The sequence below is a fragment of the Stenotrophomonas sp. YJH_SMC_12-1 genome (assembly GCF_059370935.1).
In genome coordinates this window covers 207,696-225,629 of the sequence record NZ_JCAFUD010000006.1, presented here as the reverse complement: position 1 = coordinate 225,629, position 17,934 = coordinate 207,696, and the positions used below count along the sequence as shown (strand labels likewise).

Annotated in this window: 14 protein-coding genes; 6 read left to right on the top strand and 8 right to left on the bottom strand. The window is 66.8% G+C overall.

Annotated elements, in window-relative coordinates; translation table 11 throughout:
• Nucleotides 1–16 precede the first annotated feature (16 nt).
• Both AC5P8Y_RS12980 and AC5P8Y_RS12975 read left to right on the top strand, forming a co-directional pair.
• Entirely contained in the window at nt 17–892 is an 876-nt protein-coding gene (locus AC5P8Y_RS12980) for a LysR family transcriptional regulator (RefSeq protein ID WP_038645894.1), read from the top strand.
• Nucleotides 893–1,382: 490 nt separating this feature from the next.
• Entirely contained in the window at nt 1,383–3,266 is a 1,884-nt protein-coding gene (locus tag AC5P8Y_RS12975) for an ATP-binding cassette domain-containing protein (protein WP_005409272.1), read from the top strand.
• 211 nt (nt 3,267–3,477) lie between these two features.
• Here AC5P8Y_RS12975 and AC5P8Y_RS12970 read toward each other — a convergent pair whose 3' ends face one another.
• Together AC5P8Y_RS12970 and AC5P8Y_RS12965 are read right to left on the bottom strand one after the other, a co-directional pair.
• Nucleotides 3,478–3,939: a c-type cytochrome gene (locus AC5P8Y_RS12970; protein WP_005409273.1), complete on the bottom strand. Its 462-nt coding sequence runs from the start codon at nt 3,937–3,939 to the stop codon at nt 3,478–3,480.
• Between the two features lie 9 nt (nt 3,940–3,948).
• Nucleotides 3,949–4,338: a c-type cytochrome gene (locus AC5P8Y_RS12965; protein ID WP_005413034.1), complete on the bottom strand. Its 390-nt coding sequence runs from the start codon at nt 4,336–4,338 to the stop codon at nt 3,949–3,951.
• A 205-nt stretch (nt 4,339–4,543) separates the two neighbouring features.
• On the opposite strand from AC5P8Y_RS12965, the gene AC5P8Y_RS12960 reads away from it, so the two are divergent.
• The 3 genes from AC5P8Y_RS12960 to AC5P8Y_RS12950 are packed head-to-tail and all read left to right on the top strand — an operon-like array spanning nt 4,544 to nt 12,296.
• Nucleotides 4,544–5,695, top strand: a complete 1,152-nt coding sequence (locus AC5P8Y_RS12960) for an efflux RND transporter periplasmic adaptor subunit (protein ID WP_021204157.1) — start codon at nt 4,544–4,546, stop codon at nt 5,693–5,695.
• Nucleotides 5,692–9,213 carry an efflux RND transporter permease subunit gene (locus AC5P8Y_RS12955; protein ID WP_164133474.1) on the top strand — a complete coding sequence of 1,174 codons (3,522 nt, stop codon included), beginning with the start codon at nt 5,692–5,694 and terminating at the stop codon, nt 9,211–9,213. The genes AC5P8Y_RS12960 and AC5P8Y_RS12955 overlap by 4 nt, the downstream gene beginning before the upstream one ends.
• Nucleotides 9,210–12,296, top strand: coding sequence for an efflux RND transporter permease subunit (locus AC5P8Y_RS12950; RefSeq protein WP_111108663.1), 3,087 nt, complete (start codon nt 9,210–9,212; stop codon nt 12,294–12,296). The genes AC5P8Y_RS12955 and AC5P8Y_RS12950 overlap by 4 nt, the downstream gene beginning before the upstream one ends.
• A gap of 140 nt (nt 12,297–12,436) precedes the next feature.
• Here AC5P8Y_RS12950 and AC5P8Y_RS12945 read toward each other — a convergent pair whose 3' ends face one another.
• The 6 genes from AC5P8Y_RS12945 to ykgO form a co-directional block, all read right to left on the bottom strand.
• Nucleotides 12,437–13,657 carry a TraB/GumN family protein gene (locus AC5P8Y_RS12945; RefSeq protein ID WP_425532928.1) on the bottom strand — a complete coding sequence of 407 codons (1,221 nt, stop codon included), beginning with the start codon at nt 13,655–13,657 and terminating at the stop codon, nt 12,437–12,439.
• A gap of 4 nt (nt 13,658–13,661) precedes the next feature.
• Nucleotides 13,662–14,192, bottom strand: a complete 531-nt coding sequence (locus AC5P8Y_RS12940) for a GNAT family N-acetyltransferase (RefSeq protein WP_049403951.1) — start codon at nt 14,190–14,192, stop codon at nt 13,662–13,664.
• Between the two features lie 14 nt (nt 14,193–14,206).
• Nucleotides 14,207–15,094: a carbon-nitrogen hydrolase gene (locus AC5P8Y_RS12935; RefSeq protein WP_164133476.1), complete on the bottom strand. Its 888-nt coding sequence runs from the start codon at nt 15,092–15,094 to the stop codon at nt 14,207–14,209.
• A 161-nt stretch (nt 15,095–15,255) separates the two neighbouring features.
• The gene (locus tag AC5P8Y_RS12930) at nt 15,256–16,293 is read right to left on the bottom strand and encodes an agmatine deiminase family protein (RefSeq protein ID WP_288469435.1); all 1,038 of its coding nucleotides are present in this window, start codon (nt 16,291–16,293) and stop codon (nt 15,256–15,258) included.
• Nucleotides 16,294–16,332: 39 nt separating this feature from the next.
• A complete protein-coding gene (locus AC5P8Y_RS12925; RefSeq protein WP_227837998.1) occupies nt 16,333–16,632 on the bottom strand; it encodes a hypothetical protein in 300 nt (99 codons plus the stop codon).
• 176 nt (nt 16,633–16,808) lie between these two features.
• A complete protein-coding gene (gene ykgO, locus AC5P8Y_RS12920; RefSeq protein WP_005409283.1) occupies nt 16,809–16,934 on the bottom strand; it encodes a type B 50S ribosomal protein L36 in 126 nt (41 codons plus the stop codon).
• A gap of 197 nt (nt 16,935–17,131) precedes the next feature.
• Between ykgO and cmk the strand changes: the two genes are divergently transcribed.
• Nucleotides 17,132–17,809, top strand: coding sequence for a (d)CMP kinase (cmk, locus tag AC5P8Y_RS12915; protein WP_005409284.1), 678 nt, complete (start codon nt 17,132–17,134; stop codon nt 17,807–17,809).
• Nucleotides 17,810–17,934: the final 125 nt, after the last annotated feature.

The window sequence follows — 17,934 nt, the reverse complement described above, 5'->3', positions numbered from 1 at the left end:
CAAGAAGGTAAGTGCCATGCGCCTGACCTTGCGCCAGCTGCAGGTCTTCGTCGCCATAGCCGACCATGGCAGCACCACCGCTGCCGGCCAGGCCATTGCGCTCTCGCAGTCGGCCAGCAGCGCCGCCCTGCAGGAGCTGGAGGCGCACTTCGGCACCCCGCTGTTCGACCGCATCGGCCGCCGTCTGGCGCTGAACGGGCATGGCCGCGCACTGCTGGAGCCGGCGCGCACCTTGCTGGTCAACGCCGCCGACCTGGAGCGTCAGCTGGCCGCCGGCGGCGACCCATCGCAGGGGGCACCGCTGCGGCTGGTGCTGGCCGCCAGTACCACCATCGGCAATTACCTGCTGCCGCCACGCATCGCCGAACTGCTGCGGCAGGCGCCGCAGGCCGAGGTCGACCTGCGCATCGACAACAGTGCCGGCGTGGTCGCTGCCGTGCAGCGCCTGGACGTGGACGCCGGCCTGATCGAAGGCCCGTGCCACGAGCGCGGCCTGCAGGTGACCGCCTGGCAGCAGGACCCGCTGGTGATCGTGGCTGCCGCCGATGCCCCCGCCAGCTGGTCGCTGGACGAACTGCGCCGCGCACGCTGGCTGCTGCGCGAGCCAGGCTCCGGCACCCGCGAAGCCGTCGAACAGGCGCTGCTGCCGCACCTGCGTGGCTTCGCCCAGACCCTGCAGCTGGGCAATACCGAAGCAATCAAGCAGGCCGCCATCGCCGGCCTCGGCCTGGCCTGTCTTTCGCGTCACGCGCTGGAAGAGCCATTGGCCCTGGGCCGCCTGCGCGTGCTCGAAACCCCGCTGCCGGCCCTGCAGCGCACGCTGTGGCTGGTACGGCATCCCGGCAAGCAGTGGCTGCCGGGGTTGCAGGCGCTGCTGGGGGACGTGGAGTAGCAGGGATCGGTCTTGCACTGCGCGAATTCCACGAAGGGGTCAGAGCCCGTTGCGCAGCAATGGGATGCGACCCCGACAGATCGACAGGCCTTGCAGCGCTCATCCACGCATGGCCTGGATCTGCTGTGTCGACCAAGGTCGACACCCACCAGAGCAGAATGCCGTTCCGACAGATCGCGGGAAACTGTCAGGGGCGGGGCGGTGTGGGTCTGCAGGACCGTTGGCGCCATGGATGGCGCCATCGAGCCCCCAAGGGTGAGGGCGCTTTGCTTGCGAAGCACTGCTTCGCAAGTGCCCGAACGCACAGCCGCCAGCGGCTGGGCCGGACCCCGGAGGGGGGGTTACGGCGTGTCCTGCAGACCCACACCGCTCCGCCATCCCACAGGAAACCAGCTTTTCACGTTGCCGTTGAAGTTGCCGGCCAGCGGCCGGCACTACCGCGGGTGCCGGGTGCAACCCGGCCGACGCCCCCAACCCGTACAATATCCGGATGCCTCTGATTACTCTGCAGAACGTCGACTTCAGCGTCGGCGGCCCGTTGTTGCTGGAAAAGGCCGAACTGTCGATCGAGCCGGGCGAACGCATCGCCCTGATCGGCCGCAACGGCGCCGGCAAATCCACCCTGCTCAAGCTGCTGTCCGGCGACCACAAGCCCGATGACGGCGAAGTCCGCGTGCAGCAGGGCGTGCGCGTCACCCGCCTGGAGCAGGAAGTGCCGCACGGCGCGGCCGGCTCGGTGTTCGACGTCGTCGCCGACGGCCTTGGCGAGCTGGGCCAATGGCTGGCCGAATTCCACCACCTCAGCCATGCCGAAGTCTTCGATGGCGAAGCCCTCGGCAACGTGCAGGCCAAGATCGATGCCGCCAACGGCTGGGGCCTGGACCAGCGCGTCAGCGAAACCCTGACCAAGCTCGACCTGGATGGTGAGGCCGAGTTCGGCCGCCTGTCCGGCGGCATGAAGCGCCGCGTGCTGCTCGCCCGCGCGCTGGTGTCCAGCCCCGATGTGCTGCTGCTGGACGAACCGACCAACCACCTGGACATCGAAGCCATCGACTGGCTCGAAGCGTTCCTGAAGGGTTGGAGCGGCAGCGTGGTGTTCGTCACCCATGACCGTCGCTTCCTGCGTGCCCTGGCCACCCGCATCGTCGAGATCGACCGCGGCCAGGTCACCAGCTGGCCAGGCGACTGGGCCAACTACGAGCGCCGCCGCGAGGAACGCCTCAATGCGCAGGCGCAGGAAAACGCCCGCTTCGACAAGCTGCTGGCGCAGGAAGAAGTCTGGATCCGGCAGGGCATCAAGGCCCGTCGCACCCGCGACGAAGGCCGCGTGCGCCGCCTGAAGGCGATGCGCGTGGAGCGTTCGCAGCGTCGCGACCTCAGCGGCAACGTCAAGATGGAGGCCGCGCAGGGCGTCAGCTCCGGCAAGAAGGTCATCGACGTCAAGGACATTTCGTTCGCCTTCGGCGAGCGCACCATGGTCCGCGATTTCACCACCACCATCATGCGCGGCGACCGCATCGGCCTGATCGGTCCCAACGGCAGCGGCAAGACCACGCTGCTCAAGCTGCTGCTGGGCGAACTGCAGCCGGCCAAGGGCGAAGTCAACGCCGGCACCAACCTGCAGATCGCGTATTTCGACCAGTACCGCGCTGTGCTGCGCGAAGACTGGAGCGCGATCGAGAACGTCGCCGAAGGCCGCGATTTCCTCGAGTTCAACGGCAAGCGCAAGCATGTGCATGCCTACCTGCAGGACTTCATGTTCACCCCGGAGCGCGCGCGTGCGCCGATTACCCGCCTGTCCGGTGGCGAGCGCAACCGCCTGCTGCTGGCCAAGCTGTTCGCGCAGCCGTCCAACCTGCTGGTGATGGACGAACCGACCAACGACCTGGACGTGGAAACGCTGGAGCTGCTGGAAGAGCTGCTGGGCGAATACACCGGCACCCTGCTGCTGGTCAGCCACGACCGTGACTTCATCGACAACGTGGTCACCTCCACGCTGGTGATGGAAGGCGATGGCGTGATCGGCGAGTACGTGGGCGGTTACAGCGACTGGCAGCGTTATGCGGCCAGCATCGCAGCGCCTGCCGCGGCCCCTGCGGCCAAGCCGGCGGCCGCTGCGCCGGCCACCCCGGCTACCGCAGCTCCGGCCGCACCCAAGCGCAAGCTGGCCTACAAGGAAGCGCGCGAACTGGAGCAGCTGCCGAAGACCATCGAGAAGCTGGAAGGCGATGTCGAAGGCCTGACCTCGGCGATGAACGACCCGTCGTTCTATACCCGCAGCAGCGCCGAAGTGACCGCGCACACCCAGCAGCTGGCCAAGGTGCAGGCCGAGCTGGATGCCGCTTACGCGCGCTGGGAAGAGCTGGAAGGCTGAGTATCGGTCGGCGCCAGAAGTGCGCCGATTGATCGAGTCGAGAATCAGTAGATCCACGCCATGCGTGGATGGTGGCATCAGTGCGGACCAAGGTCCGCACCCACCGACGCCGATGCCTGGTAGATCCACGCCATGCGTGGATATCCGGACATGTGCGGACCAACGGTCCGCACCTACCAATCAACGATCCGCACCCACCGGGGGCCTGCGGTCATTTGACCCCGTGCAGATCCCGCAGTTGGCTCGGCCGGCTGCCGAAATACGCCGCCAGATCGGCGATGTCCTGATCGCTCAGGTCCTTCGCCTGCGGCGTCATCAGCATGTGCTGGCGGTCACCGGCGCGGTAGGCCTGCAGCGCATGCGCCAGGTAGTCACCGTACTGCCCACCCAGCTTCGGATAGGTCGGATCGATCGGCGCATTGCCATCGGCCCCGTGGCAGTCGATGCAGCTCTGGTTGGTGGCCTTGCCCTTCACCTTGGCGCGGGCTTCACCGGCGGCCTCGCGACCTGCAGGCAGGCCAGCCGAAGAAGAAGAGCCGTGTTCGCCACTGGCATGGCCCGGATCGGCGGCGGATTTCTCGCTGTTTTCCACCTGCGACTGTGAACAGGCCGCCAGCAGCAGGGCAACGGACAGGGCGATGGCGTGACGCAGCGGATGCGCGGCTTTCGACATGGGCGGGCCTTACTTGACGGTGGACAGGTAAACAGAGAGATCGGCGATCTCCTGTTCGCTGAAACTCATCGACTGCGCCTGCATCGTCGGATGCCGGCGCTTGCCCTGGCGGTACTCGGTCAGGGCCTGGGCCAGGTACTGCTGGGTCTGGCCGCCGATCTTCGGCACCCGGTAGCTGGGGTAGGCGTTCTTGTAGCCGGTGATGCCGTGGCACCCCTGGCAGGTGTAGGCCAGCACGCGGCCATTGTCGAAGTTGCCGGTGGGCGCGGCAGGCGCCGGCGCGGCGGCAGGAGCCGGGGCCGGAGCGGGTGTGGCAGGAGCAGGAGCGGGCTGTGCGGCGGCCCCAAGGGGCAGGAGGACGGCCAGAGCGAGACAAGCGGCGAGCGGCTGCGGGCGCATGGTGTCGTTTCCGGGGATTCGGGTCTGGTCGTTCCGGCGTGGGGTACGGAACGCCCCGAGTATAGCCCCAGGTTTCATCTAGCTGAAATGGGGTCGGGCCGACCAGCGGCGTGAAGACACCATGACCTTTGGGATATGGTGTTGCCGTGAAGTGGTGCATTACTTTGCTACCACACCTGTCCACGCATCCTCCAGGGACCTGACGATGTCGCACCCAACCTTCCTGTCCGGCCGTCGCAGCGGAATCTGCGCTGCCGCACTGCTGATCTCCACCTCCCTGCTGCTGGGCGGTTGCGCCGCAGGGCCCAATTCCGAAGCCAAGGCCGCCGAGACCAAGGAGGAGAAGAAGGTCGATGCGGTCCCGGTCGAAGTGGCCGTGGCCAGCCATCGCGCGGTCGCGGCCAGTTACACAGGCACCGCCGCGCTGGAACCACGCGCCGAGTCGCAGGTGGTGGCCAAGACCTCCGGTGTGGCGCTGGCGGTGCTGGTCGAGGAAGGCCAGCGGGTCACCGCCGGCCAGCCGCTGGTGCGCCTGGACCCGGACCGCGCACGCCTGGCCGTAGCGCAGAGCGAAGCGCAGATGCGCAAGCTGGAAAACAACTACCAGCGTGCACAGAAACTGGTTGGCCAGCAGATGGTCAGTGCTGCCGATGTCGACCAGCTGCGCTTTGATCTGGAAAACGTCCGTGCGCAGTACCGTCTGGCGACGCTGGAGCTGTCCTACACCACCGTCGTGGCGCCGATTTCCGGTGTGATCGCATCGCGCTCGATCAAGACCGGCAACTTCGTGCAGATCAACACGCCGATCTTCCGCATCGTCGACAACTCGCGCCTGGAAGCCACCCTCAACGTGCCCGAACGCGAGCTGGCCACGCTGCGTGCCGGCCAGCCGGTGACGTTGGCCGCCGATGCGCTGCCGGGCCAGAGCTTCACCGGCACCGTCGATCGCATCGCGCCGGTGGTGGATTCGGGCAGCGGCACGTTTCGCGTGGTCAGCGCCTTCGATGGCGCCGCGCACGCGCTGCAGCCCGGCATGTTCGGGCGCATCCGCATCGATTACGACCAGCGTGCCGATGCGCTCGTGGTGCCGCGCCTGGCGCTGCTCGACGACGGTGAGCCGGCGGTGTTCCGGGTGCGCGAAGGCAAGGTCGCACGCGTTCCGGTCAAGCTCGGTTACGCCGAGGGCCCGTGGGTGGAGATCCGTGATGGCCTGGCGGCCGGTGATCAGGTGGTCACCGCCGGCAAGGTCGCGCTGCGCGACGGTACCGCGGTGCAGGTGATCGCCGATCCGAAGGCAAAGGCGAAGACGGTCGCAGCGGCCGCCAAGCCGGCAGACAAGGCCGGGAGCAAGCAATGACCGCCCCGGGCCACGACCACGGTGCCTCGCCGGCGAGCGATGGCGCCGCCGCCGGCATGCGCGGCGGCCTGGTGGAATTCGCCACCCGCCGCCGCGTGACCATCGCCATGTGCACGGTCACCCTGCTGCTGTTCGGCCTGATCGCGCTGGGCAACCTCAAGGTCAACCTGCTGCCCGACCTGAGCTACCCGACGCTGACCGTGCGCACCGAGTACACCGGTTCGGCGCCGACCGAAATCGAAACCCTGATCACCCAGCCGGTCGAAGAGGCCGTCGGCGTGGTCAAGAACCTGCGCAAGCTGAAGTCGGTCTCGCGCACCGGCCAGAGCGACGTGGTGCTGGAGTTCGCCTGGGGCACCAACATGGACCAGGCCAGCCTGGAGGTTCGTGACAAGATGGAAGCGCTGAACCTGCCACTGGAGGCCAAGGCCCCGGTGCTGCTGCGCTTCAATCCGTCCACCGAGCCGATCATGCGCCTGGTGCTGTCGAACAAGGTGGCGCCGACCAGCGATGCCGATGCGGTCCGCGAGCTGACCGGCCTGCGCCGCTATGCCGATGAAGACCTGAAGAAGAAGCTGGAGCCGGTTGCCGGCGTGGCAGCGGTCAAGGTCGGTGGCGGTCTGGAAGATGAGATCCAGGTCGACATCGACCAGCAGAAGCTGGCACAGCTGAACCTGCCGATCGACACCGTCATCAAGCGCCTGAAGGACGAGAACATCAACATCTCCGGCGGTCGTCTGGAGGAGGGGTCGCAGCGCTTCCTGGTGCGCACCGTCAACCAGTTCGCCGACCTGGAGGAGATCCGCAACCTGCTGGTCACCACCCAGGGTTCGAACGGAAGTGCAGCCGACTCGGCATTGCAGCAGATGTTCAACATCGCCGCGTCGACCGGTTCGGCCGCGGCCATCGCAGCGGCCTCGGCGGCGCAGAGCGCATCGTCCGGTGCTGGCTCCAGCGTGGTCGCCAATGGCGTGCCGGTACGCCTGAAGGACGTGGCCACCGTTCGCCAGGGTTACAAGGAGCGCGAAGCGGTGATCCGCCTGGGCGGCAAGGAATCGGTTGAACTGGCCATCTACAAGGAAGGCGACGCCAACACCGTGTCCACCGCCGAAGCGCTGCGCAAGCGCCTAGAGCAGATCAAGGGCACGTTCCCGTCCGACGTCGAGATGACCACCATCGAGGACCAGTCGCGCTTCATCGAGCACGCCATCGCCGACGTCAAGAAGGATGCGGTGATCGGTGGCCTGCTGGCGATCCTGATCATCTTCCTGTTCCTGCGTGATGGCTGGAGCACGTTCGTGATCAGCCTGTCCTTGCCGGTCTCGATCATCGCCACGTTCTTCTTCATGGGCCAGCTCGGCCTCAGCTTGAACGTGATGTCGCTGGGCGGCCTGGCATTGGCGACCGGCCTGGTGGTGGACGACTCGATCGTGGTGCTGGAGAGCATTGCCAAGGCCCGCGAGCGTGGCCTGGGCATCCTGCAGGCAGCGATCGTCGGTACCCGCGAAGTGAGCATGGCGGTGGTCGCCTCGACCCTGACCACCATCGCGGTGTTCCTGCCGCTGGTGTTCGTCGATGGCATCGCCGGCCAGCTGTTCCGCGACCAGGCATTGACCGTGGCGATCGCCATCGCGATCTCGCTGCTGGTATCGATGACGCTGATTCCGATGCTGAGCTCGCTGAAGGGCCGGCCGCCGCTGGCATTCCCGGAAGAGGCGCCGAACGAACCGTGGCAGCCGCAGAACCGCTGGCAGAAGCCGGTGGCACTGGGCCGTCGTGGTGCCGTCGCAACCGCGCGCTGGAGCTTCTATGCGCTGGCCTGGCTGGTCGTACGTGCGTGGCGGGGCGTCGTGGCAGTGGTCGGCCCGGTGATGCGCAAGGCCAGCGACCTGGCAATGAAGCCCTACGCCGGTGCCGAGCGCGGCTATCTGCGCCTGTTGCCGAGCGCGCTGGCCCATCCGGGCAAGGTGCTCGGCGTGGCCACGATCATCTTCGTGGCGACCATGGCGCTGGTGCCGATGCTCGGTGCCGACCTGATCCCGCAGCTGGCGCAGGACCGTTTCGAGATGACGGTGAAGCTGCCGGCCGGCACACCGCTCAAGCAGACCGATGCGCTGGTGCGTGAGCTGCAGCTGGCCCACGGCAACGGCGAGGGCGTGGCCTCGCTGTACGGTGTCAGTGGCAGCGGCACCCGCCTGGATGCCAGCCCGACCGAGAGCGGCGAGAACATCGGCAAGCTGACCGTGGTGATGGAAGGCGGTGGCAATGCACGCACTGAAGCCGAGATCACCGAGCGCCTGCGCGACAGCATGGGCCAGCATCCGGGGGCACAGGTCGACTTCGCGCGGCCGGCGCTGTTCAGCTTCTCCACGCCGCTGGAAATCGAGCTGCGCGGGCAGGACATGGCGACGTTGGAAGTGGCTGGCCAGCGCCTGGCGGCGATGCTGCGTGGCAATGCGCACTACGCCGACGTGAAGTCCACGGTGGAAGAGGGCTTTCCGGAAATCCAGATCCGCTTCGACCAGGAACGTGCCGGTGCGCTGGGCCTGACCACCCGCCAGATCGCCGACGTGGTGGTGAAGAAGGTGCGCGGCGACGTGGCTACCCGCTACAGCTTCCGCGACCGCAAGATCGACGTGCTGGTGCGTGCCCAGGAAGGCGACCGCGCCAGCGTGGAGAGCATCCGCCGGTTGATCGTCAATCCGGGCAGCACCCGGCCGGTCACGCTGGATGCGGTGGCCGACGTGGTTGCCACCACCGGCCCCAGCGAGATCCATCGCGCCGACCAGACCCGCGTTGCGGTGGTCTCGGCCAACCTGCGCGACATCGACCTCGGCGCGGCCATGCGCGAAGTGCAGCAGATGGTGGCCGAACAACCGCTGGGCGCGGGTGTCGGCCTGCACATCGGTGGCCAGGGCGAGGAGCTGGCGCAGGCGGCGAAGTCGCTGATCTTCGCCTTCGGCCTGGCGATCTTCCTGGTCTACCTGGTGATGGCCTCGCAGTTCGAATCGATGCTGCATCCGTTCGTGATCCTGTTCACCATCCCGCTGGCGCTGGTCGGCGCGATCCTGGCACTGATGCTGACCGGCAAGCCCATCTCGGTGGTGGTGTTCATCGGCCTGATCCTGCTGGTCGGCCTGGTCACCAAGAACGCGATCATCCTGATCGACAAGGTCAACCAGCTGCGCGAGGCCGGCGTGGCCAAGCACGAGGCCCTGGTGGAAGGTGCACGTTCGCGCCTGCGGCCGATCATCATGACCACGCTGTGCACGCTGTTCGGCTTCCTGCCGCTGGCGGTGGCGATGGGCGAGGGCGCCGAAGTGCGCGCGCCGATGGCGATCACCGTGATCGGTGGCCTGCTGGTGTCGACCCTGCTGACCCTGCTGGTGATCCCGGTGGTCTACGACCTGATGGACCGCCGTGGTGATGCCTATTACCGCGAGCGTGGCCGCAAGCACGCCGGCGAGATCGAGCCGGGCGCAGCAGGCAGCGCGGCGGGTGCGGAGGAGCCGGCATGAGTGTTGCCGAGTTCTCCATCCGCCGCCCGGTCACCACCATCATGTGCTTCGTGTCACTGGTGGTGATCGGCCTGATCGCCTCGTTCCGGTTGCCGCTGGAAGCGTTGCCGGACATTTCCGCGCCCTTCCTGTTCGTGCAGATTCCGTACACCGGTTCAACCCCGGAGGAAGTGGAGCGGACCATCATCCGCCCGGTGGAGGAATCGCTGGCGACGATGACCGGCATCAAGCGCATGCGCTCGTCGGCCACCTCCGAGGCGGCGCTGATCTTCATCGAGTTCAGCGACTGGGACCGCGACATCGCCATCGCCGCCTCCGACGCACGCGAACGCATCGACGCGATCCGCAGCGATCTGCCGGACGACCTGCAGCGCTACAACGTGTTCAAGTGGTCCAGCAGCGACCAGCCGGTGCTGAAGGTGCGCCTGGCCAGCACCACCGACCTGACCACCGCTTACGACATGCTCGACCGCGAGTTCAAGCGGCGCATCGAGCGTATCCCCGGCGTGGCCCGCGTCGACATTACCGGCGCGCCGCCGAACGAGGTGGAGATCGCCATTGATCCGAACCGGCTCAACGCGCATGGGCTGAGCATCAATGAGCTGAGTGACCGCCTGCGCACGCTGAACTTCTCGATCTCGGCCGGGCAGATCGACGACAACGGCCGGCGCGTGCGCGTGCAGCCGGTGGGCGAGATCACCGACCTGCAGGAAATGCGCGACCTGGTGATCAACGCCAAGGGCCTGCGCCTGGGCGACATCGCCGACGTGCGCCTGAAGCCGGCGCGGATGAACTACGGGCGCCGCCTGGACGGCAACCCGGCGGTCGGGCTGGACATCTTCAAGGAGCGCAGTGCCAACCTGGTGGAGGTGTCGCGCGCGGCGCTGGCCGAGGTTGAAGCGATCCGTGCCGAAGCGTCGATGCGCGACGTGCAGATCAAGGTGATCGACAACCAGGGCAAGGCGGTGACCTCCTCGCTGCTGGAACTGGCCGAGGCCGGTGCGGTCGGCCTGATCCTGTCGATCACGGTGCTGTTCTTCTTCCTGCGCCATTGGCCGTCCACGCTGATGGTGACCCTGGCCATTCCGATCTGCTTCACCATCACCCTGGGCTTCATGTACTTCGTCGGGGTGACGCTGAACATCCTGACCATGATGGGCCTGCTGTTGGCGGTGGGCATGCTGGTCGACAACGCCGTGGTGGTGGTGGAGAGCATCTACCAGGAGCGCGAGCGCATGCCGGGACAGCCGCGCCTGGCCTCGATCATCGGCACCCGCAACGTGGCCATCGCGCTCAGCGCTGGCACCTTGTGCCACTGCATCGTGTTCGTGCCGAACCTGTTCGGCGAGACCAACAACATCAGCATCTTCATGGCGCAGATCGCGATCACCATCTCGGTCTCGCTGCTGGCCTCGTGGCTGGTCGCGGTCAGCCTGATCCCGATGCTGTCCGCGCGGATGGCCACGCCCAAGCTGGTGCACTCGCAGACCGGCCTGATCGCGCGGCTGCAGCGCCGCTACGCCAGGCTGCTGGACTGGTCGCTGCACCATCGTGGCTGGAGCCTGCTCGGCATCGTGCTGGTGGTGCTGGTCAGCCTGGTGCCGATGAAGCTGACCAAGGTCGACATGTTCGGCGGCGATGGCGGCAAGGACATCTTCATCGGCTACATGTGGAAGGGCGCCTACACCTACCGGCAGATGTCCGAGGAAGTGGCGCGCGTGGAGAACTGGATCGACGCCAACCGCGAGCGCCTGCACGTCAAGCAGGTGTACTCCTGGTACAGCGAGCAGGAAGGCAGCTCGACCGTGGTCACCCTGGACGAGAAGTACGCCAAGGACATCAAGGCGCTGCAGGAAGAGCTGCGCAAGGGCCTGCCGAAGTCGGCCCGCACCGACTACTTCGTTGGCAACCAGGGCGGTGATGGCGGCGGTGGCGGCAACCAGGGAGTGCAGGTGCAGCTGGTGGGCGACTCCAGTTCGATGCTGCAGGAGATCGGCCAGGAAGTGGTGCCGCTGCTGGCCCAGCGTGCCGAGCTGCGCGACGTGCGCATCGACAATGGCGAGAAGGGCGGCGAGCTGAAGGTGCGCGTCGACCGCGAGCGTGCCGCCGCATTCGGCTTCAATGCCGAGCAGGTCGCCAGCTTCGTCGGCCTGGCCCTGCGCGGTGCGCCGATGCGCGAGTTCCGCCGCGGCGACAATGAAGTACCGGTATGGGTGCGCTTCGCTGGCGCCGAGCAGAGCAGCCCGGAGGACCTGGCTGGCTTCAGCGTGCGCACCGGCGACGGCCGCAGCGTGCCACTGCTGAGCCTGGTCACCGTTGACGTCGGTTCATCGGCGACCCAGATCGGTCGCACCAACCGCCAGACCACGCTGACCATCAAGGCCAACCTGGCCGAGAAGGTCACCGCGCCCGATGGCCGCAAGGCGATGGAATCGGTGCTCAAGCCGATGAACTTCCCGGCCGGCTATGGCTTCACCTTCGATGGCGGCGACTACGGCAACGACGACGAAGCGATGCAGCAGATGGTGTTCAACCTGCTGATCGCGCTGGTGATGATCTACGTGGTGATGGCGGCGGTGTTCGAGTCGCTGCTGTTCCCGGCGGCGATCATGAGTGGCGTGCTGTTCTCGATCTTCGGTGTGTTCTGGCTGTTCTGGATCACCGGTACCTCGTTCGGGATCATGTCCTTCATCGGCATCCTGGTGCTGATGGGCGTGGTGGTGAACAACGGCATCGTGATGATCGAGCACATCAACAACCTGCGGCGCGGCGGCATGGGACGCACGCAGGCGCTGGTGGAGGGTTCACGCGAGCGCCTGCGCCCGATCATGATGACGATGGGCACGGCGATCCTGGCGATGGTGCCGATCTCGCTGACCAATACGCAGATGTTCGGCAATGGCCCGGAGTACGCGCCGATGGCGCGCGCGATTGCCGGCGGCCTGGCGTTCTCGACCGTGGTCAGCCTGCTGTTCCTGCCGACCATCTATGCGGTGCTGGATGACCTGCGCAATGCCGTGACGCGGTTGATCCGCCGCGCGCGTGGAGCGGAAATGGTAGAGCCGGGCGCTGCCCGGCTGTAATGCACATCAATGTGTTGTGGTGTGGGGGAGGCCGGTCGTAGTGGGGCGGCCTCCCCCTTTTTTTGCCGGGCATCGCGTGCCAACCAAGGTTGGCACCTACCAGAGCGCAGTCGAGCATGGCTCGACGCTACACAAAACAATCAACCGGCGACCTTGCCCCACACCTTGAACGTGGTCAGCCACAGGCCGAGCATGCTGCCGATGTTGGTCAGCATGAATGTCAGCACCACGCGCGTGACCCGATTGCGGTACCAGCCGTTCAGGCTCTGCGCGTCGTCGCGCAGCTTCAGGAAGTCCTCGTACGCCGGCTTGCGCAGGCGCGCTTCCACCAGCGCCGAGAACGCGCCGGTCGGGATGCTCAGGCGGAACGGCTTGAACGGGGCCACCGCGATCGCGGTGAGGATGCTCAGCGGGTGACCGCCTGCCAGCAGGCAGCCCAGGCCCGCCAGGCCGCCGGTATACATCGCCCAGGTCGCCAGCAGTTCGGTGCCCACGCCCAGACCACCGCGGTAGAAGCCCACGCCGATGCCGGTCGCCACGATGGCCAGGATGCCCAGCGTGAACCACGGAATGTTGCGCTTCTTCGGCACCGCCTCCAGCTCGGCGCGCAGCGGTGCCGGTGCCTCGGTGTCGGTTTCCAGGTAACGCGCCAGGCCTGCCAGGTGACCCGCACCGACAACCGCCAGCACTTCACGCTGCTGCGGGTTGTGTTCCTCGCGCAGGCGCGTAGCCATGTAGCGGTCGCGCTCGCCGATGATGGTCTCGTACAGTGCCGGGCTCTCGCTGGCGAACTCGCCGAAGCTCGATTCCAGCATGTCGCCCTGCTTGAGCTTCTCGATCTCGTTCTCGCCCACCTCCTCGGACGAGAACAGGCCGGCGCCGAGACCGGCAACCAGCTTCAGCTTGCCGAAGAAACCCAGCCGCTGCGAGGCGCGGCGGAAGGTCAGGCCGACCTCGCGGTCAATCAGGTGCACCGGCAGGTCGCGTTCGCGCGCCAGTTCCACCGCGCGCTTCAGTTCCGCGCCCGGCTCGATGTCGAGCTGTTCGGCCAGGCGGCGCTGGTAGGCGGACAGGGCCAGGTTGGCGGCGAACAGGGCGACGCGGCCCTTGCGGATCACCTCGACCAGGTCGAGCTTGGCCAGCGTGTCCGGGTCGCTCAGCGCCTGCAGGCGCTGCGGGTCCAGTTCAACGGCCACCGCGTCGAAGCGACCGCTGTCGATGGCTTTCTCCACCGCCTCGACGCTGGCGCGTGAGACATGGGCGGTGCCCAGCAGGGTGTAGCGCACGCCGTCGCGTTCAACAACGCGTACCGGCTGGCCGGCGAACAGGTCGTCGCCGGTCTCGGGAAGGGTTTCGGTCATGGGTTCATTCATTGGAAGGTGCAGTGTCGGCGCCATCGCCGAGCGCGCGCTGCATCTGCACGGTATCCAGCCAGCGGCCATGCTTGCGGCCGAGGCCACGGAACACGCCGACCAGCTCGAAGCCGAAGCGTTCGTGCAGCTTGATTGAAGCGGTATTGGTCGGTTCGCCGATGACCGCCACCATCTGCCGGTAGCCACGCGCCACGCAGGCGTCGATCAACGCCTGCAGCAGGCCGGTGCCGACACCCTGGCCCTGGAAACGGGCATCGACGTAGACCGAGTTCTCCACGGTCCACTGGTAGGCAACGCGGGTGCGGTAGGTGTTGGCGTAGGCATAGCCGGCCACCTGGCCGTCAATCTCGGCGACCAGGTAGGGGAAGCCGCGGTCGATGATGTCGCGCATGCGGCGCAGCATCTCGGACGCGTCCGGGATGTCGTACTCGTAAGTGTTGACGAAGTCGGTCACTTCCACCGCGTAGATCGCGGTGATCGCGGCGATGTCGGCCGGGCCGGCATCACGGATGAGGACGGCCATGCGCGGGCTCCGGCTCAGTCGATGTAGCGCTTGAGCAGGTCGCCGTAGGCATCGATGCGGCGGTCGCGCAGGAACGGCCAGATGCGGCGCACATGCTCGCTGCGCTGCAGGTCGACATCGCACAACAGAACCGTGGCATCGGTGCCGGCTTCGGCCAGGAACTCGCCCTGCGGGCCCAGCACGTGGCTGTTGCCCCAGAACTGGATGCCGGAGGCGCCCAGCGGCGAGGCCTCGTGGCCGACGCGATTGCAGCTCAGTACCGGCAGGCCGTTGGCCACGGCGTGGCCGCGGTGGCTCAGCACCCAGGCGTCGCGCTGGCGGGTCTTCTCGTCCTGCATGTCGTCCGGGTCCCAGCCGATCGCGGTCGGGTAGAGCAGCAGTTCGGCACCGGCCAGCGCCATCAGGCGCGCCGCTTCCGGGTACCACTGGTCCCAGCACACCAGCACGCCAAGGCGACCCACCGAGGTATCGATCGGCTTGAAGCCGATGTCGCCCGGGGTGAAGTAGAACTTCTCGTAGAAGCCCGGATCGTCCGGAATATGCATCTTGCGGTACTTGCCGAGCAGCGTACCGTCCTTCTCGAACACCACGGCGGTGTTGTGGTACAGGCCGGCAGCGCGGCGTTCGAACAGCGAGCCGACCAGCACCACGCCGTGCTTCTTCGCCAGCGCGCCCAGGCGCTCGGTGCTGGGGCCCGGAATCGGCTCGGCCAGGTCGAATTCGTCCACCGATTCGTGCTGGCAGAAGTACGGACCGTTATGCAGTTCCTGCAGCAGCACAAGCTTGGCACCCTGCGCAGCCGCCTCGGCCACGCGTGCTTCGATCACCGCCAGGTTGGCGGCGGCATCACCGTGGTTGCGCTCCTGGATCAGGGCGACGGTAAGGGGGCTGCGCGAGTTCATGCGGGGCGTTCCTGCGGGGGAAAACCAGCATGTTAGCGCGGATGGACGGCGACGGCGTGTCGCGCGCTGAATGGGTGCGCTCGGTAGTGCCGGCCGCTGGCCGGCAATCCCGTGGATCCATCAGGCGGTGCAGGGTTGCCGGCCAGCGGCCGGCACTACCGTCAGACCTTCAACAGCCCTTCCGGCAGCTGCATGGTGATGCAGTGCAGGCTGCCGTTCTGCCAGATCAGCGAGCGGCAGGGCACCTGCACGATCTCGCGGCCCGGGTGCGCCTGGGCCAGCACATCGCGGGCCAGGTCGTCGGCCGGGTCGCCATAGGCCGGCATCAGCACCGCACCATTGACGATCAGGTAGTTGGCGTACGACGCAGCCAGGCGGCGGCCTTCGTCGATCACCGGCTGTGCCCACGGCAGCGGGAACAGGCGGTACGGCTGCCCATCCTTGGTGCGCAGTGCGGCCAGCTCGTTGCCCATCGCCTGCAGTTCGGCGTAGTGCGAGTCGCTCTCGTCGTCACAGGCCTGGTAGACGATGCTGTCGGCCGAGGCGAAGCGGGCGAGGGTGTCGATGTGCGCGTCGGTGTCGTCGCCTTCCAGGTAGCCGTGGTCCAGCCACAGCACGCGGTCCTGCTGCAGCCAGTCGGCCAGGTCGGCGCTCAGGCTGGCGCGGTCGCGGTCCGGATGGCGCTCGTGCAGGCACTTCCAGGTGGTCAGCAGGGTGCCTTCGCCATCGGTCTCGATGCCGCCGCCTTCCAGCGCGAACGGGATGCTGCGCACCGGCGCGTCGTTGAACACGCCGGCTCGGTCCAGCACGCCCACCAGCTGGTCATCCAGGGTGGCGTCGAACTTGCCGCCCCAGCCGGTGAAGCGGAAATCCAGCAGCTGGAAACCGCCGTCGGCACGGCGCAGGGTGATCGGGCCGGAGTCGCGCAGCCAGGTATCGTCGTAGGCGGCCGTGGTGAAGTGGACCTTGTCCATGTCGATGCGGTTGGAGCGCAGCCGCATTTCGGCATAGGTCTCCACATCGTCGTCGGCCACGCAGATCAGCACCGGCTGGAAGCGGGTGATGGCCGCGACCAGGGCGATGTAGGTCTCTTCCACCTGGCCCAGGCGGTCGGCCCAGTCGGTGTCGGCGGTGGGCCAGGCAATCAGGACGCCGCTCTGGGCTTCCCACTCGGCAGGAAAACGAAGGGTCTGGTTCATGGTCTCGCTACACAGGCCCGCCCACGGCGGGTAAAGGGATCAACGGATCGGTGGTTTCGGGCCGATTTCGTTCGGGTCCGCCTGGTTGGCCACCACGTCGATCACCTTCTGCTTCTCGAAGTAGACGGTGAACTGCGGGTACACCCAGCGGTTGATGGTCGGCCATTGCCGCTTCTGCCCGCCACGCGGCTGCAGCTGTTCGCTCGGCGCGCCGAACTGCGCCTGTACCTGCTGCATGCTCTGGCCGCGCACGGGCAGGGCACCGGCCGGCTTCTCGCGGGCGCGGTCGACAAGCAGGGTATCGGCCAGCGCCGGCGTGGCGGCGGCCAGGGTGGCCATCACGGCCAGGGCGGACAGGTAACGCTTCATCTCGATCTACTCCCCAGTGGTCAAGAAAGGCGATTACAGCAAAATCAGCAGGAAAAAGCCGCATAAACAAAAAACCGCCCGAAGGCGGTTTCTTGCATCGGGTCGGCCCCGCGTAGGGCCAGCCGCAGCCGTGAAGGCTGTTGGGCTTAGCGCTGACGCGCCTTGAAACGCGGGTTCGACTTGCAGATGACGAAGATCTTGCCGCGACGACGGACGACCTTGCAGTCGCGGTGACGGGCCTTCGCCGACTTCAGGGAGGACAGGACTTTCATGGCATACCTCGGCGTAAACAGTAGTTGTTCGGGTGGAGCGTGGCCGCGATATGCGAAAGACAATCGGCAGTTGACGCTCGTTCAAGCCCGCCATTCTACCGGGCTTTTCCTCGTGGTTTCAAGTGGTTGCACAAAAGATCCCGCTGGGGGTGTCTGGCAGGGGCTAGAATGGCCCCTTCACACGCTCTGGGAACCCCATGAATCCACTCGCTCCCGTCCTGACCATCGACGGCCCTTCCGGGGCCGGCAAGGGTACCATCAGCCGCATCATCGCGCGCCGGATGGGCTGGCATTACCTGGATTCGGGGGCGCTGTACCGCGCGGTGGGCGTGGCCGCGAGCTGGGCCGACATCGACACCTCCGACGCCTCGGCGCTGGTGCGCTGCACCTTCGACACCCATGTTCAGTTTGTTGAACAGGGCGAGTCGATGCGGGTCATGGTCAACGGCACCGATGCCACCGACGAACTGCGCCTGGAGACCACTGGCGCCCTGGCTTCTGCCATCGCCGCCATTCCCGAGGTGCGCGCCGCGCTGAAGGAGCGCCAGCGCGCATTCAGGGAGCTGCCCGGCCTGGTCGCCGATGGCCGCGACATGGGCACGGTGATCTTCAAGGACGCCCCCTACAAGGTCTTCCTGACCGCCAGTGCCGAGGAGCGCGCCGAGCGCCGGCATAAGCAGTTGAAAGACAAGGGGGTTTCTGTTAACTTTGATGACCTCCTGCGCGAGATCATGGCCCGCGACGCCCGTGATGCCCAGCGTACCGTGGCGCCCCTGAAGCCGGCAGACGATGCTGTCCTCATCGACACCACAGGCATCGGCATCGATGATGTCGTTGCCCGAGTGATGGATCTGCTTCCAGTTCCGGCTGCCTGATCCGTTCGCGCGGGAGCACTGCCAGCTGCATCGGTGGTGGTCGCGCAAAGCAGTGCTGTACCAGCTCCGTCGCGCAATGATGCGTGGCGGTTTTCCTACTACACACGACCTGCGTTTCCGGGGTC